We start from the raw sequence: 14,362 nt of genomic DNA, 5'->3' as shown, positions 1-14,362 counted from the left end.
CCATTCCGTCATCCCGCCATCCGGCCATTCCGTCATCCCCCATCCGTGCCCGGAACGATCCCGATGAATCGTGGTGGATGTTTCATCTACACGTGCGCAGGCGCCTGATTGCCTGCCTCTTCCGCTGCTCGCCTGACATTCACAAAAAGCAACAGCACAAATCCACTAATGAAAAAGATAATCAGCGAGACAATCGCGATTCGATAACTCCCCGTGAGCTGATAGGCGATACCAAACAGAAGTGGTGCCAGCCAGCTCGTTCCCCGCTCACCGACTTCGTACAGACTAAAATATTCCGCCTCTTGACCATCAGGAATCATGAGCGAAAAGAGCGAACGGCTGATCGCCTGACTGCCTCCCAACACCAGCGCAATCGCTGCCCCTAACGCCACAAACTGCGCATCGTTGTTGGCCGGCATGAAGTAGGCATAACTCACAACCAGCGTCCAGATCACCAGACTACCCAGCAATACCCGTTTTGAGCCAAAGCGTGTCGCCAGCGCGCCAAAGGCCAGCGCACCCACAAACGCAACGAACTGCACCATCAAAATGGTCGCAATGCGCGTCGACTCACCAATCCCCAATTCTTCAGCGCCAAACTGGGCAGCCAGCGCAATGACTGCCTGAATGCCGTCGTTGTACAGCAGATAAGCCGCCAGAAAAAGCAGCGTCTGTGGATACCCGCGCATCTGACGAAACGTATGGGCTAACTGGCGAAATCCGACGGTCAGGTAATGCTCACCGGGCGGCAAACGCCGCACCGCACCCCGGTTGCGCAGGGTTAGCATCGGGATAAGCGTAAAAATTGCCCACCACATCCCGGCTGACAGCAGACTGATCCGCACGGCCATGCCGCTCTCGACCCCAAACGAATTGGCATTCAGGAAAAAGACCAGGTTGGCTGCCAGTAACAAACCGCCACCAAGATACCCCAAGGCCCATCCCTGCGACGACACGGCATCGCGCCGGTCGGGACTGGCAATGTCGGGGAGGAAAGCATTGTAGAAGACAATTGAAGCGCCAAAAGTCAGGTTGGCAAGCAAAAACAAAAATCCACCCAACAAATAGTTGGTGCCTTCGAGAAAATAAAGCCCCATGGTGGCAAACGCGCCAACATACGCAAAGATCGCCAGCATCTGCTTGCGCGCGTTTGAGTAGTCAGCAATAGCTCCGAGAATGGGTAAGAAGAAGACTTGCAACAACACCGAAAGCGAAACAACGTAGGGGAAGAACGAGCCTGCCGCTACAGGAATCCCGAACGGATAAACAAATCCGTTTGCATCCGCTGCATTCCGCGCAATTGATGTGAGGTAAGGGCCGAGGAATACCGTCACCACCGTGGTTGAAAACGCCGAATTGGCCCAGTCGTAGAAATACCAGCCGATCTGTTCCCGACGATTATTCGTCGAGATTGCAACCGTTGCCATGGAAACTCCTTTGTGCAGCAACAATACACCACGCAACCAGTTTTCCAGCAATCCGCTCGCAAGGCCGACGCCTGCACATTCAGTTTCAATCCATCCGCGACGGTGGTATTGTAGCACGTCTCCACGAGAGCAGTGGCACTCGATGCTGGCAGTGATTATCGTGGCCTGGATCACCCGAAAACAGTCTTAAGCAAAGCCAACAGGCACCCTATTGAAGCATTACCTTTTGGCAACCTCAACCTGACCGGTAATCCCGCGCGCGCCGTACCAACTCTTACCGATTGACATCGGCGCGTTGCTCAACCATCTCTGATGCTACCACCGGCAACCAGAACCAGACGCGACTGCCCTTCCCCAGTTCACTTTCTACCCCGACTCGACCACCGTGCAAGGTGATCAGCCGCTCAACAATCGCCAGACCCAGACCGCTACCACCATGACTCCGGGAACGTGAACGATCGGCGCGATAAAATCGCTCGAACACATGCGGGAGGTCGTCAGGGGCAATGCCACTCCCGGTATCAACAACACTTACCTGCGCCCCAGCATCCTGCAGCGCGGTAACAATCGTGATCGATCCTCCCGCCGGGGTATACCGTAAAGCGTTGCTGAGCAGATTGCGAATCACCTGGGCAATACGTTCACTGTCTGCCATCACCGGGGACAAATCGGTTGCGGGCAAAAAGTGAATGGCTACCTCTTGGGCCGCAGCCAGCTCACGAAATAACTCGACCTCCCGACGGATGAGCTGATTGAGATCGATCGGGTATCGATGGAGTGTCAGTTGCCCTGAGTCTGCCAGTGATAGCTCACGCAAATCATCAACCAGTCTCCGCAGACCGATGGTCGCTTCGTAAATATGGCCAATCTCTTCCCGATTTAACGGGTACACATCATCAAGAATTGCGCGCAGATTACCTTGAATGATAGTCAAAGGCGTGCGTAATTCGTGGGCAATGTCGGCAATCATTTGGCGTCGTTGCCGCATGACAGCATCCAGATCGGTCGCCATTTGATTGAACGCCGCCGCAACCTGCTGCACTTCAACCGGCCCTTCAAGAACCGCCCTTGCGGCAAGCTGACCCGATCCAAGTTGATGGGCAACCCGGGCGAGGTGTTGCAATGGTCGGCCTAACTGGCGCGCCAGTGCAACCCCTACCAGGATTGCAATCAGCGTAATGACCCCGCCAACAAGCCAGATTGTCATGCGTAACTGTTGCAATAACTGGGCCGCAACACCGGACAGCCGATCGGTGGTAAAACGCGCAACCAGATAACCAGCTATCTGCTGATCAACAACTATTGGAATGGCGTCACGCTGTTGCAACATTGACAGGCGCTGATCGACAATATCACGCGGATCGGCGACAACCCATCCATTGCTATCGGCAAGTGCCACCGCAGGACGCTGACCGGCCTGGATACCACCTTGTCCGTGTCCCCATCCGCCACTCGGTCCCGGAATGATAGTCTCAACCCCATCCCAACCACGATGCTGGATATACCAGTTCCTCAGCCGATCGATCAGGCCACTCTCGACAATTTGGCTCTGGACCAGATAACGCCGAAAACTCGTATCGGCCAGCCGGTCAACGGCCAGGGTGAGAATCACAACGCTCGCCACGATGAGCATTGCAAAGGAAAAACTGAGCTGAACGATCAAGCGATTCATACGTTGCGGAGGCGGTAGCCAACTCCATACACCGTCTCAATGACCGGCGCAGTTGGATCGGTTTCCAGTTTCTTGCGCAGATTTTTGATATGACTGTCTATTGTTCGTTCGAGACCGGTAGCGGCATAGCCGAGGCCTTGTTCGAGCAAATCGGCGCGGGTGAAAGCATGGCCAGGATAACGCATCAACAGCGCAAGTAAAGCAAATTCGGTCGGGGTAAGGCTCAATTCCTTTCCGCCGAGCCATGCCTGATGCGCATCGAGATCGAGCACAAGCCCCCCATTCACCAATCGCTGTGGCGTGACTCCTCCGGCTGCGCGTCGCAAAACTGCGCGGACTCGCGCTACCACTTCGCGCGGATTGAAGGGCTTGGTAATATAGTCATCGGCGCCCAATTCCAGGCCGACAATTCGGTCGGTATCATCAACGCGAGCCGTGAGCATCACGATCGGCAAATGGGCAGTGGCATCATCAGCGCGCAACGAACGGGCAATGTCAAAACCATCGGCATCAGGTAACATCAAGTCCAGAATAACCAGATCAGGATGTTCCTGGCGAATCATCCGCCGGGCAGTGTTGCCATCATTGGCGCTCAACACGCGGAAACCGGCTTGCTCGAGGTATGAACAGACAAGGCGAATGATTCCCGGGTCATCATCGACTACTAAAATGGTTGGCATAGTGCTTCCTCATCGTTGTGAAGCTACGCGCGCTTACCATCCTGATTGCGCAGAGGTGACCGGAGTGAATTGATGTTCACTCCGGTCACGCGCGCAGCACTCTGTTGTTACCGCTGCGGCCCTCCTCGCCCGCCTCGATAGCCATTCACAGCGGCTGGTTGGCATTGATCAGGTTGCACAGGGGCATTATCTGGACGCAAGCCACCCGGGCCAAGCGGGGTAAATGGTTGCATCAGGCGAGCGAGGGTCATCGACTGCGCCAGGGCCAGTTGTGCGTCAGCCTGTTCGCGCGTGATGCGACCGGCAGCAACTGCCGCTTCAAGCCGTTCTGCCCTGCTAGCGACAAATTTCTGGGCCACAACCTGGGGATCAATACCCGCTGCCTTCAATTCATCGGCAATCGATCCGCCGCTTGCGTTCAACCGGTTTATCAACTCTTGTTGTGAGAGACCCAATTCGGCAGCGGCTACGCCTGCGAGCGAGGCATTGCTCCCTGCCCAACCACCGCGTTGCGCCATTGCCGAACCTGGATTTCCCTGTTGCATCCAACCGTCGCGGCCTGCTCGTGTTGCTGACATGGTACCATAGCTGCCCGCCGCCGGGGTTGGCTGCGGTCCAACCGGCCCTTGCGCAAAGACCGGCGCCACCGTCATCACGACTAGTCCAACTGCTAATCCACCCATCAAGATCCCGATCATCAGCATTCCGAAGCGTTTCATCGTTATCCTCCTTAGATTGTTATCCTTACAGATAGTTTGTGTATTCCTCACATCTCCACTGTAGCAAGCGATCATGGAGAACCTGTAGAGATAGTGCGGGTAGATTATCGAAAAACAGGGTGTATATTGGATTTGTCACCCTGTGGTATCATAACCACTGGTAGACAGTCGTTTCGTGATCTGCGTGAAAGGAGTACAGTGACCAATGTCACGTCTCAGCGAAGCCGAGATTGCCGATCACCTGGCTCAGCGCCCCGACTGGAGCCTGGAAAATAATGAGATCGTTCGCACCTTCCGCCTGGCCAATTTCCCGGCAGCGATCGCCTTCGTTACCCACGTCGCCTTCCTTGCCGAAGCTGCCGGTCACCATCCCGACATCGATATTCGCTACAATCGGGTACGGATTGCGCTGACGACCCACGATGCCGGTGGGTTGACCGAAAAGGATTTTGCTCTGGCTGCCGCTATTGACGAAATCTTAGGCTAATGCCACTCGTAGCCACATCTGTCGGCAATCTGTTCGCAATGCGGCGAGGCAACACCGGCCCGCCGCTTATCTTTATTCACGGCGCCGGTGGCAGCGCGCGTCACTGGGGATTGTTGCTCGAACCGCTGGCAACGGTTGCGCAGCTTTACGCCCTCGATCTTCCCGGTCATGGCCGTTCGCCAACCGGCGGTCCGGTGTCTATTGCCGGGTATGCGCAGACTGTCGTTGCCTTCCACACCGCCCTCGCCCTACCGCCAGCGCTCATCGTCGGCCATTCGATGGGTGGCGCTATCGCGCTACATCTTGCCGTTCACGCCCCCCAAATTGTGGCCGGTTTAGGGCTTGTTGGTAGCGCCGCTCGCCTGCGCGTCGCGCCGGCATTGCTATCCGGCCTGGCCGGTGACGGCCCGGCTCGCAGCGCAGCCATCGCTATGCTGGTCGATTGGCTTTTCAGCCCTGGCGCCGATCCCAACCTGCGCGACGAGGCGGCTGCCGAATACGCCGCGCTCGATCCTGCGCTGCTGCTGGCCGACCTTCAGGCCTGTGACGGTTTCGATATACGCCCACAACTGGCGTCCATCCGCTGTCCGGCGCTGGTTGTCACCGGCTCTGATGACCGTCTCACCCCGCCCAAGCTCGGCGCGGAACTGGCCGCCGGTTTAGGCGTCGCTCATCAACTCCTGCCCGGTGTCGGGCATATGCCGATGCTCGAAGCGCCCGATCGACTAAGCGAGCTGCTGCGCTCATTTATCATCGCGCTTGCCTGAGAAAGAATGCTCGCGTAGAATGAGAACAGAATCAGCCCAAACGCGATAACAACAGGAGGCGATCATGGATTTTCAACTGAGCGAAGATCAGCAGATGCTCCGCGATATGGTGCGCCAGTTTGCCGAGAAAGAGGCCAAACCAACTGTTGCCGAACGCGACGAGCACGCGATCTGGCCTGCCGATCTGGTGCGCAAGATGGGTGAACTCGGCCTGATGGGAGTCGCAGTCAGCGAAGAGTACGGCGGCGCCGGTATGGATTATGTCTCGTATGCAATCGTGATCGAGGAGCTGTCACGGGTTGATGCCTCGCTTGGCGTGATCGCCTCAGTGAACAATTCGCTGGTCTGCTACGGGATCGAGAAGTTCGGCACCGAAGAGCAAAAGCGTGAGTTACTAACCCCCCTGGCCAGTGGTCGTATGCTGGGCGCCTTCTCGCTCAGTGAACCAGGAGCTGGCTCGGACGCCGCTGCCCAGCGCACAACCGCAGTTCGCGACGGCGATTATTACGTCATCAACGGGGTCAAGAACTGGGTTACCAACGGTGACCACGCTGATACGATCATCTTGATGGCAATGACCGATCCGAGCAAGGGCGTCAAAGGCATTACTGCATTCCTGGTTGACACCCACGCCCCCGGCTGTCGAGTGGTCAAGGTCGAAAACAAGCTTGGTATTCGCAGCGCGCACAGTTGCCAGATGGCCTACGATAACTATCGATTGCCGGCCTGGCGCCGACTCGGCGAGGAGGGACAGGGCTTTAAGATCGCTATGACCATTCTCAACGCCGGTCGGATCGGGATCGCTGCCCAGGCGCTTGGTATCGCTCAGGGCGCCTACGAAGCGGCGCTCGAGTACTGCAAGGTGCGCGAACAGTTTGGCAAGCCCATTCACGAATTCCAGGCCGTCGGCTTTACGCTGGCCGATATGGCAACACGCATCAAGGCGGCCCGTCTGCTCACCTACGAAGCTGCCTGGCGCAAAGATCAGGGTCTCGATTTCATCAAAGATGCATCGATGGCCAAGCTGTTTGCCTCCGAAACTGCCATGTGGGTCGCCACCAAAGCCGTTCAACTCCACGGCTCCAACGGCTACTCGAAGGAGTATCCGGTTGAACGCTTCTTCCGTGACGCCAAGATTACCGAAATCTATGAAGGAACGAGTGAGATTCAGCGCCTGGTCATCAGCCGCGAAATTGTTCGTTGATCGCTTGAACGGTGGCGCTGCGTCGCGTTTGTAGCTATGCGTCTCATTTTTGTGCGACACGGCGAGACGCCGTGGAATCGAACACTGCAATATCAGGGCCACGCGCCTGTTCCGCTCAATGAACGAGGGCGCGAACAGGCGCTCCGAGCAGCTCAACGTTTGATGCGGCACGGGGCGGTTGCACTCTACAGCAGCGACCTGCCCCGGGCCTGGGAAACCGCCACAATTATCGGCATGCACCTCAAGTTGAACCCTGTTGCGATGCCTGAGTGGCGCGAGATCGACGTAGGTTTGTGGGAAGGGCTGACACCAGATGAACTGTATCAGCGCTTTCCTGACCATATGCGTGAGTATGACCGCGACCCGGCCCGCACCGCGCGGCTGGGTGGTGAAAGCTACGCGCAACTGCAAGCGCGCGTCATACGCGCATTCCACCGGATTGAAGCCAGCCATCAGGCGGGCGATACGATTATCGTCGTCTCGCACGGTGGCTCAATCCGGGCACTCTTCTGTCATATTATCGGCCTCGATCTGGCCAATTTTGGCAAACTCTGGCTCGACAATGGCTCGTTGAGCGAAATCGTCCGCGGGCGAAGTGGCTGGCGGCTGTTACGGATGAACGATGTCGCCCACCTGGAAGATCTGGTGGTAGAAGGCGGCGAGTAAGTCATGAGCGGACGAACCACTTCAGCAGAGCATGATTTGTTGTCGGCCAACATTCGCGCGCTGGGCGATTTGTTGGGCCGGGTCATCACCGAACAGAGCGGCGTCGAAACGTTTCAACTGGTCGAACAGGTTCGCCAGATGGCGAAAGAGTTGCGCAATGCGCCGCATCGGGCCGATCCTAAGGCGCTGCAATCGCTGATCGCCGATCTTAGCCTGCCCCAATTGCGTGGCCTGATCAAAGCGTTTACCCTCTACTTTGGGTTGGTGAATCTGGCCGAAGGCGTCGAGCAGTTGCGTGTTCTGCGCGCCCGCGATCTACGTAATGCGCCGGCGCCACGGGCCGAGAGTATCGCCGATGCAATCGAGCTACTGAAACGCTACGAGGTTCCCGCTCAGGCCATCCAGGAATGGCTCGATCACGCCCTGATCATGCTGGTGCTGACGGCGCATCCTACCGAGTCGCGTCGGCGCACAATCCTTATCAAGCTGCGCCGCATCTTCGATACGTTAATTGACCTGACTTTTGGTGAGCGGCTGGTGTTACCGGCAGATCGGCAGGCAGCTTTAACGCGCATCGAACGCGAAGTGATCGGCATCTGGCAGAGCGATGATGTGCGCAACCGCCGTCCATCGGTGCTCGATGAGGTTGAGAACGGCTTATTCTACTTTCAAACCGTGCTCTGGGATCTGTTGCCGCAAATGTATCGCGAGACGGCGGATGCGCTGGCTGCGGCCTATCCCGATCATCAGTGGCGCTTGCCGCCATTCTTGCGTTTCGGAAGCTGGATGGGTGGCGACCGCGACGGCAATCCGTTTGTGACACCTGAGGTGACCGTCGAGACGGTGCGCCTCATGCGCAGCGCGATGTTGCGCTACCTGATCGGTTGTATCGACCGCCTGATCACCGATCTCAGCCAGTCAATGCAGCAGGTAGCAGTCGATCAGGCGATTCTCGACCGCATTGCCGCTTATCAGGAGTTGATGCCCGAAGCTGCGGCGACCCTCAATCCACACTACCGTTGCGAGCCGTATCGACAGTTGTGCCACTTCATCCAGGAACGGCTGCAAAACACCCTGCGCTACACGCTCAATCATACGCCGCGCTGGGGAGCCGACCCGCCACCGCCACGACTGCCGACCATCTATTACCACAGCCGCGAGCTACTCGATGATCTCGACCTGATCGATGCCAGCCTCCGTCGCCACGGCGGCGCGTTGATCGCCGATGGCCTGCTACGCGATGTGCGGGTAAACGTCGCCGTCTGTCGCCTGCATACCGCTGCGCTCGATGTGCGTCAGCACGCCGGACGCCACACCGAAGCGTTGAGCGAGATTCTGGCCGCAGCCGGCATTGTGAACGATTACAATGCGCTCGATGAAGCCGAGCGTATCGCAGTGCTCAGCACAGAAATCCGCCGTCCCCGCCCTCTTACGCCCAGTCGTCTGAGCCATTTCAGCCCCGTCACTGCCGAAACGATCCAGACCTTCCGCATGATGGCGGCGATCAGCGAGCAGCTTGACCCTGAAATCTTCCAGACCTACATCATTTCAACTACCAGCCAGGTCAGCGATCTGCTGGCCGTCCTGCTCTTCTGCCGGGATGCTGGTCTCTACCAGCCGGGCCGGCAAAGCCAGCTCGACATTGTGCCACTGTTTGAAACTGGCGACGACTTGCAGCGCGCGCCGGCCCTGCTCGATGAACTGTTGCAATTGCCGGTCTACCGCGAGCATCTCGCTTTGCGCGACAACCTGCAAGAGGTGATGTTGGGTTATTCCGATAGCAACAAAGAGGGTGGCTTCGTCGCCGCTAACTGGGCACTCTACCGGGCACAGATCGAATTGACCGCAGTCACCGAACGCCACGGTGTGCGTCTGCGCCTCTTCCACGGACGCGGCGGCGCAGTTGGGCGCGGCGGCGGTCCGGCAGGACAGGCCATTCTGGCCCAACCCCCCGGCACGCTCCACGGCCAGATCAAGGTAACCAATCAGGGCGAAGTTATTTCTGATCGCTACCTCGACCCGCGCACCGCGCACCGCCACCTCGAACAGGTTGTCAACGCCGTGCTGCGCGCCGGTTTTCCCGGCATTGCTCGCCACCCCGAACCGGCCTGGCTGGATGCCATGGAGCAGATGGCGACAACGGCGCGCGCCGTCTATCGCCAGTTGGTGTACGAAAATCCGGAGTTTCTCACCTATTTCCGCACTGCCACCCCAGTTGCCGAACTCAGCCGCCTGCGCATCGGTTCACGCCCCGTCTCGCGCCGCAAGAGCGACCGCATCGAAGATTTGCGCGCCATTCCGTGGGTCTTTAGCTGGATGCAAACCCGCCACACACTGCCGGGCTGGTTTGGATTAGGGAGCGCCATCGAGCAATTTATTGCCACCGATCCCAATCATCTGCACCTGTTGCGGGCAATGTACCGCCACTGGCCCTTCTTCACCACCTTGCTCGACAATGCCCAGATGATCATGCTCAAGGCCGATATGGGCATCGCCCGCTGCTATGCCAGTCTGGTCCCCGATCAGGAACTGGCTCAGCGCATTTTTCAACACATTGAGTCGGAATACCGTCGCGCCGAGCGCTTGATCTGCCAGATCACCGAGCGCAACGAGCTACTCGCCCATCAGCCGATACTACAGCGCGCAATCCGGCAGCGCAATCCCTACATCGATCCACTCAGCCACGTGCAGATCGAGCTGCTCCGTCGCCTGCGCAATGCGCCACCCGAACAACAAGACGAGCTAGAAACCGCGCTGCTGATGTCGATCAACGGCATCGCTGCCGGTCTAAAGAACACAGGTTGATGCAAACGCAACGCCTTGACACATCATCGGCAGCGATTGCCCATGCTGCCGAACTTCTGCGCCGTGGCGAGCTGGTTGCTTTCCCGACCGAAACGGTCTACGGTCTGGGCGGCAACGCGCTCGACGAGCAAGCCGTGGCGGCAATCTTCGCCGCCAAAGGTCGCCCTGCCAGCGACCCGCTCATTGTCCATCTCGCCGATCCGCGCGAACTGGCCCGCGTCGTTGCAACCATCCCGGCGCTGGTCGGACAACTGGCGGCGGCCTTCTGGCCCGGCCCGCTCACCCTCATCCTGCCGCGCCATCCGCAGGTACCGCTGGCCGTCACTGCCGGGCGCGAAACGGTCGCAGTGCGCGTGCCATCGCACCCGATAGCGCGCGCCTTGCTCGTTACCGCTGACGTGCCGGTAGCCGCGCCCAGCGCCAATCGCTTCGGCCATACCAGCCCCACCACCGCCGATCACGTCCTGGCCGATCTTGCCGGACGGATCGCCGCCGTGATCGATGGCGGCCCTACCCCAATAGGCATCGAATCGACCGTCCTCGACTGCACGACCACGCCGCCGACTCTGCTGCGCCCGGGTGGAATCAGCCTGGAAGCAATTGAGTCAATCATTGGTCCGATTCACATCAGAACGCGACCGACCGGAGACGAGCAGACGGGCATGGTCTCACCCGGCCTGCTCGAGCGACACTATGCGCCCGATCACGAACTATGGCTCATCAGCGGGCCACCGGCGCTAGCGCTGGCCCGACTGCGCCGCGAAGCCGAGGCAGCGCTGGCTGCCGGCCTGCGCATTGGGTTGCTCTTACCCGATGAAGACCTCGCCATAGTGCGCGACCTGCCGGCAGACACCGAAACCCTCGGGCCGGCCAGCGACCCCGCGCAAATGGCGCAGCGCCTCTACGCTGCGCTCCGCGCCCTCGACGAACGCCAACCCGATCGCATTTTTGCCCGCGACCTCGACGAAACCGGCCTGGGCCGCGCGCTGCGCGACCGGCTGCGGCGAGCGGCGGCGCGGGTGATCGAGGCTTGACGCGCGCCGGGGAATGCGTTAAAATCGGAAAAAATGTTCTACTAATCTGAAAGCCTGCAACACGCCGATATGGAGCAACCACAATACCCCCGGCTCATCCTTGGCGATTGTCGCGATGTTTTGAAACAGTTGCCATCAGATTCGGTTGACCTGATCTTCACGTCGCCACCGTATGCCGATCGCCGGAAACACACGTATGGCGGTATCGCCCCTGAAGAGTATGTCGAGTGGTTTTTGCCGATCGGCCAGGAACTCTTCCGCGTCTTAAAGCCGGACGGTACCTTCATTCTGAACATCAAAGAAAAAGCTGAGAATGGCGAACGTCACACCTATGTGCTCGAACTCATTCTGGCATTGCGCCGCCAGGGATGGTTGTGGACAGAAGAATTCATCTGGCACAAAAAGAACTGCTACCCCGGCAAATGGCCGAATCGATTTCGTGATGCCTGGGAACGATTGCTTCAATTCAACAAAACCAAACGCTTCAAGATGTTTCAAGAAGAAGTAATGGTGCCGATGGGCGACTGGGCCGAAAAAAGGCTCAAACACCTCAGCGCGACCGATCACGTTCGCGATAATTCTCGGGTTGGCAGCGGATTTGGTAAGCGCGTAGCAAACTGGCTCTATCGCGAAAAGGTCTATCCTACCAATGTGTTACACCTGGCGACCGAAACGAAAAACCGTCGGCATAGCGCAGTATTTCCTGAGGCGTTGCCGGAATGGTTTATCAAGCTCTTTACTCGTGAAGGCGATGTCGTTCTCGATCCATTCATGGGTTCCGGCACGACCATTAGAGTAGCGCGCCGCCTCAACCGCAATGGGATTGGAATTGAACTCATGCCAGAATATTTTGCGCTGGCTGAAGAAGAGATTGCCAGAGAGATGCCTCGCCTGCTATGACAAACTACCAATTGATTGAAGACATTAGACAATATGTTGAGAGTAACATCGACGCATTTCATCAAAAAAGATTAGCAAGCCTGCAATCAATCAAGCTCAACCAAATCCTTAAGCGCAAGAATCCATATCTGTTTCGCGCCAAAAATATTCTGGTAGCCTCCGATCTGATTCGCTCTCTTCTTGATGCCCATCTCTCTTCTCAAGAGGAGACAATGTTTGGCGAGTTCCTTGAAGGTCTTGCCATTTTTGTTTGTTATAAAACATTTGGTGGCAGGAAATCACAGTTTCCACCTCGAATTTCAGCGCCAAAACGACTATTACATCGTCTCAATCAAATCTGGGCCGGCCTGGGGTAACGCTGACCAGATTCGCAAAATGCGTGAGAATTTCAGATCGGCAGCCGAAATAATTCGGGCACAACATCCAGGGTATGCCATTATCGCAGTGAACGGCTGTTGCTACGGTCAAGATCCAGTGCCGGACAAAGGTGATTATCAGAAGTTGTGTGGGCAAGTTTTTTGGTCGTTCATATCAGATGGCGAGGAGGAATTGTACAAAGAGATCATAGAACCATTAGGATTTAAAGCGAAAGAGAGAAACGATTCGTTTAACGAAGCCTATTCGGCAGTAATTACCGTCTTACTGTTGAGTTCAATCGCGAATTTTGTGATACGACTGGTAATATTGACTGGAAGAAGCTGATTGAATTTAATTCGGGACGCGCTACTCTTCGCGAGCGGAGAAATCGATACACTGCTCCGGAATAGTTAGCCTCATCAGCACTGAAACATTTACTTGCGCCGATAACTTACCTGGAGTGTGCTACCTTGCGCTGCGCGACCGGCTGCGGCGAGCGGCGGTGCGGGTGATCGAGGCTTGACGCGCGCCGGGGAATGCGTTACCATGGGCATAATGCCGCTACATTGCGCGCAATTCTTAAACTATCCCCCACCGCGCAACGACCTTGCCCCCGGAGGACACATGAACAATCGCGCCGAAGGTATGCTCGACAGCCTGGCCGCCGTCCTCATTCTCTTCACTGCGCTGCTCGATCCAATGGTTTCCGCTGTTCTGGCCGTCATCTTTCTGCTGGGATCGGGTGTCTACCATCTGACCCAAAAGGCGTAACCGATGATTTAGATCGCGCTGTTGCGCCGATCTGGCGAGATTGCGCATCCGAAGCTGGAAACTCGCAGCCTCGCCGATCGTTCTTGCAAGAGCGGGAACCGGAGCTGCACTCGTTCCCGATTTTCGTCGGGCGCTCGACCCGCAGCAGCTCGCAATTGCGCGCGGCAAGCATCCGCTGGCCCGCATTTCCCCATCAAATGCGCAATCGGCGCATTGCCAACAACCCTCGCTGTTCTAAACAGGAGTCGCGCATGCAAACCCGTCCTCGTTCCGTCTCAGCAGCCATCATCCTCATCGCGATCAACTGCCTCATCTGGCTCAGTCTCGGCCTCCTGCTGGCAAGCAACCTCCACCCGGCCCCTCCCGCGCGCCCGCCGGTCAGAGCAGTCATGGCAATCCTGTCGTTTGCCATCGCCGCAACGCTCGCCGCGCTGCTCCGCTTCCTCGCCAGTCCCCACCGCGCCGCCTATCTCCTCGCGCTCGGCGCGCTCGGCGCGTTATCACTTGCCTTTCTGTTTGACGACTTCGGCTGGATTGACCTGATCGTTTTCACCATCAACGCCGCGCCGCTCATGCTGCTCGTCAAGGCGCGAGCCTGGTATTTACAAAAAGGTCATCCCCACGAAACGGCGTGATTGCGCCGGGTAATGACTGGCGCGCTGAATGGCCGCTGCGAGGAGGACTGCCGTGTATGCGTTTGACAGAGGGCGGGTTGTTCCTTAGCCGATAGCCGATAGCCGATAGCCGATAGGCAATGGTCAAGCAATGCGTGTTACGGGGAGCGGCGGGCGGGAAGGGGGTAGGGGCGCAGCGCTGCTGCGCCCCCCATCTGCCAGGGGATGACAGGCGCGTTTGGGGATAGGCGATAGCTGA

At 57.7% G+C, this 14,362-nt stretch carries 13 protein-coding genes and 1 pseudogene; 10 read left to right on the top strand and 4 right to left on the bottom strand.

Features of this window, described 5'->3' with window-relative positions; translation table 11 throughout:
• Positions 1-86: 86 nt before the first annotated feature.
• The 4 genes from Q0650_RS16320 to Q0650_RS16305 all read right to left on the bottom strand — a co-directional run bounded on the left by Q0650_RS16320 (position 87) and on the right by Q0650_RS16305 (position 4,498).
• Positions 87-1,427, bottom strand: coding sequence for an MFS transporter (locus Q0650_RS16320; protein WP_298820876.1), 1,341 nt, complete (start codon positions 1,425-1,427; stop codon positions 87-89).
• Between the two features lie 274 nt (positions 1,428-1,701).
• Positions 1,702-3,099, bottom strand: coding sequence for a cell wall metabolism sensor histidine kinase WalK (locus tag Q0650_RS16315; RefSeq protein WP_298820874.1), 1,398 nt, complete (start codon positions 3,097-3,099; stop codon positions 1,702-1,704).
• Positions 3,096-3,779, bottom strand: coding sequence for a response regulator transcription factor (locus Q0650_RS16310; protein ID WP_298820872.1), 684 nt, complete (start codon positions 3,777-3,779; stop codon positions 3,096-3,098). The genes Q0650_RS16315 and Q0650_RS16310 overlap by 4 nt, the downstream gene beginning before the upstream one ends.
• A 107-nt stretch (positions 3,780-3,886) precedes the next feature.
• Positions 3,887-4,498, bottom strand: coding sequence for a hypothetical protein (locus tag Q0650_RS16305; RefSeq protein WP_298820871.1), 612 nt, complete (start codon positions 4,496-4,498; stop codon positions 3,887-3,889).
• 205 nt (positions 4,499-4,703) lie between these two features.
• Between Q0650_RS16305 and Q0650_RS16300 the strand changes: the two genes are divergently transcribed.
• The 10 genes and pseudogenes from Q0650_RS16300 (at position 4,704) to Q0650_RS16255 (ending at position 14,124) form a co-directional block, all read left to right on the top strand.
• The gene (locus Q0650_RS16300) at positions 4,704-4,985 is read left to right on the top strand and encodes a 4a-hydroxytetrahydrobiopterin dehydratase (RefSeq protein ID WP_298820869.1); all 282 of its coding nucleotides are present in this window, start codon (positions 4,704-4,706) and stop codon (positions 4,983-4,985) included.
• Between the two features lie 38 nt (positions 4,986-5,023).
• Complete coding sequence (locus Q0650_RS16295; RefSeq protein WP_298820866.1) at positions 5,024-5,752, top strand: alpha/beta fold hydrolase; 729 nt, start codon at positions 5,024-5,026, stop codon at positions 5,750-5,752.
• A 64-nt stretch (positions 5,753-5,816) separates the two neighbouring features.
• Positions 5,817-6,956 (top strand): acyl-CoA dehydrogenase, encoded by a 1,140-nt coding sequence (locus tag Q0650_RS16290; RefSeq protein ID WP_298820864.1) that lies wholly within the window; start codon positions 5,817-5,819, stop codon positions 6,954-6,956.
• 36 nt (positions 6,957-6,992) lie between these two features.
• Positions 6,993-7,622 carry a histidine phosphatase family protein gene (locus Q0650_RS16285; RefSeq protein WP_298820862.1) on the top strand — a complete coding sequence of 210 codons (630 nt, stop codon included), beginning with the start codon at positions 6,993-6,995 and terminating at the stop codon, positions 7,620-7,622.
• 3 nt (positions 7,623-7,625) lie between these two features.
• A complete protein-coding gene (ppc, locus tag Q0650_RS16280) occupies positions 7,626-10,427 on the top strand; it encodes a phosphoenolpyruvate carboxylase (protein WP_298820860.1) in 2,802 nt (933 codons plus the stop codon).
• A complete protein-coding gene (locus tag Q0650_RS16275; protein ID WP_298820858.1) occupies positions 10,427-11,461 on the top strand; it encodes an L-threonylcarbamoyladenylate synthase in 1,035 nt (344 codons plus the stop codon). Before ppc ends, Q0650_RS16275 begins: the two co-directional genes overlap by 1 nt.
• 69 nt (positions 11,462-11,530) lie before the next feature.
• Positions 11,531-12,361: a site-specific DNA-methyltransferase gene (locus tag Q0650_RS16270; RefSeq protein ID WP_298820856.1), complete on the top strand. Its 831-nt coding sequence runs from the start codon at positions 11,531-11,533 to the stop codon at positions 12,359-12,361.
• Positions 12,358-13,063, top strand: a pseudogene (locus Q0650_RS18875) (PmeII family type II restriction endonuclease). Before Q0650_RS16270 ends, Q0650_RS18875 begins: the two are co-directional and overlap by 4 nt.
• Before the next feature lie 279 nt (positions 13,064-13,342).
• Positions 13,343-13,489: a hypothetical protein gene (locus Q0650_RS16260; RefSeq protein ID WP_298820852.1), complete on the top strand. Its 147-nt coding sequence runs from the start codon at positions 13,343-13,345 to the stop codon at positions 13,487-13,489.
• A 251-nt stretch (positions 13,490-13,740) separates the two neighbouring features.
• Complete coding sequence (locus tag Q0650_RS16255) at positions 13,741-14,124, top strand: hypothetical protein (RefSeq protein ID WP_298820850.1); 384 nt, start codon at positions 13,741-13,743, stop codon at positions 14,122-14,124.
• Positions 14,125-14,362 lie beyond the last annotated feature (238 nt).

Origin of the sequence: uncultured Chloroflexus sp. (assembly GCF_937129525.1) — a bacterium.
Classification (GTDB): Bacteria; Chloroflexota; Chloroflexia; order Chloroflexales; family Chloroflexaceae; genus Chloroflexus.
Note: the sequence above shows the minus strand (reverse complement) of the source record. Positions and strands in the feature narration are given on the sequence as shown.

Coding starts and splice junctions, on each gene's coding strand:
- Q0650_RS16320 (WP_298820876.1), bottom strand. CDS start 1,427: ATGGCAACGGTTGCAATCTCGACGAATAATCGTCGGGAACAGATCGGC.
- Q0650_RS16315 (WP_298820874.1), bottom strand. CDS start 3,099: ATGAATCGCTTGATCGTTCAGCTCAGTTTTTCCTTTGCAATGCTCATC.
- Q0650_RS16310 (WP_298820872.1), bottom strand. CDS start 3,779: ATGCCAACCATTTTAGTAGTCGATGATGACCCGGGAATCATTCGCCTT.
- Q0650_RS16305 (WP_298820871.1), bottom strand. CDS start 4,498: ATGAAACGCTTCGGAATGCTGATGATCGGGATCTTGATGGGTGGATTA.
- Q0650_RS16300 (WP_298820869.1), top strand. CDS start 4,704: ATGTCACGTCTCAGCGAAGCCGAGATTGCCGATCACCTGGCTCAGCGC.
- Q0650_RS16295 (WP_298820866.1), top strand. CDS start 5,024: ATGCGGCGAGGCAACACCGGCCCGCCGCTTATCTTTATTCACGGCGCC.
- Q0650_RS16290 (WP_298820864.1), top strand. CDS start 5,817: ATGGATTTTCAACTGAGCGAAGATCAGCAGATGCTCCGCGATATGGTG.
- Q0650_RS16285 (WP_298820862.1), top strand. CDS start 6,993: ATGCGTCTCATTTTTGTGCGACACGGCGAGACGCCGTGGAATCGAACA.
- ppc (WP_298820860.1), top strand. CDS start 7,626: ATGAGCGGACGAACCACTTCAGCAGAGCATGATTTGTTGTCGGCCAAC.
- Q0650_RS16275 (WP_298820858.1), top strand. CDS start 10,427: ATGCAAACGCAACGCCTTGACACATCATCGGCAGCGATTGCCCATGCT.
- Q0650_RS16270 (WP_298820856.1), top strand. CDS start 11,531: ATGGAGCAACCACAATACCCCCGGCTCATCCTTGGCGATTGTCGCGAT.
- Q0650_RS16260 (WP_298820852.1), top strand. CDS start 13,343: ATGAACAATCGCGCCGAAGGTATGCTCGACAGCCTGGCCGCCGTCCTC.
- Q0650_RS16255 (WP_298820850.1), top strand. CDS start 13,741: ATGCAAACCCGTCCTCGTTCCGTCTCAGCAGCCATCATCCTCATCGCG.